Below are 905 nucleotides of genomic sequence, written 5' to 3' on the forward strand. Positions count from 1 at the left end.
ACCAACCCGGAGCACTATTCAGTGGCGCTGCGTTATAAGCAGAAAACAGATCGTGCGCCAGTCGTGATTGCGAAAGGTACGGATCATATGGCGATGAAAATTCGAGAAGTGGCACGCGAGCACGACATTACGATTGTGCCTGCTCCACCACTTGCACGTGCGCTTTACCATACCACTGAGTTGGAACAAGAAATTCCTGACGGTCTGTTTACCGCGGTCGCGCAAGTGCTGGCGTTTGTGTTCCAGTTAAAACAGTACCGCAAACGTGGTGGTCAGCGACCGAAAATTCAAGATTATGACTTGCCAATCCCGCCGGAACATCGTCATTAATCGTACAAAAAGCAAAATTAAGAAAAATATAAAACAATCAATGGATTGTGCTGTTATTTAGCTTTGAGTCATTATTTTGGCGTTGATTTTGGTACATAGATTGCTTAAGTCGACTAATTATCAACTATACCTAAACTTTTAGGCGAAAGTGGTCGCGTATAAACATTAGACATACGTATTAAAGTGCGTATTCGCGTGACGCTTCAATTCGATTGAGATACCTCGCAGTATGAAGTTAAGCCTGCCGTTTGCAGATAAATTGCCACGAATTCGTCAGCGTGAGATGCCAGCTATTGGCGCGCCTGTCATGGTTTTGGCCACCCTTGCGATGGTGGTATTACCGATACCCGCGTTCCTACTGGATATGTTCTTCACCTTTAACATCGCCTTAGCCATGGTGGTGTTGTTGGTGACGGTATATACACGCCGCCCGTTAGATTTCGCCGCGTTCCCAACGGTGCTGCTGATCGCGACGTTGTTGCGTTTGGCGCTGAACGTTGCGTCCACCCGTGTCGTGTTACTTCATGGTCATGAAGGGGGCAATGCAGCAGGTAACGTTATCGAGGCGTTTGGTA

At 47.3% G+C, this 905-nt stretch carries 2 protein-coding genes; both read left to right on the forward strand.

Annotation, left to right across the window (positions count from 1 at the left end):
* A partial coding sequence (locus R7Z50_RS25680; protein WP_318149500.1) for an EscU/YscU/HrcU family type III secretion system export apparatus switch protein occupies positions 1 to 330 on the forward strand: 330 nt, incomplete at its 5' end.
* Positions 331 to 559: 229 nt separating this feature from the next.
* Positions 560 to 905: FHIPEP family type III secretion protein (locus R7Z50_RS25685; protein WP_318149501.1), on the forward strand; the 346-nt coding region annotated here is incomplete at its 3' end.

The sequence above is a fragment of the Vibrio sp. 1249-1 genome (assembly GCF_033340495.1).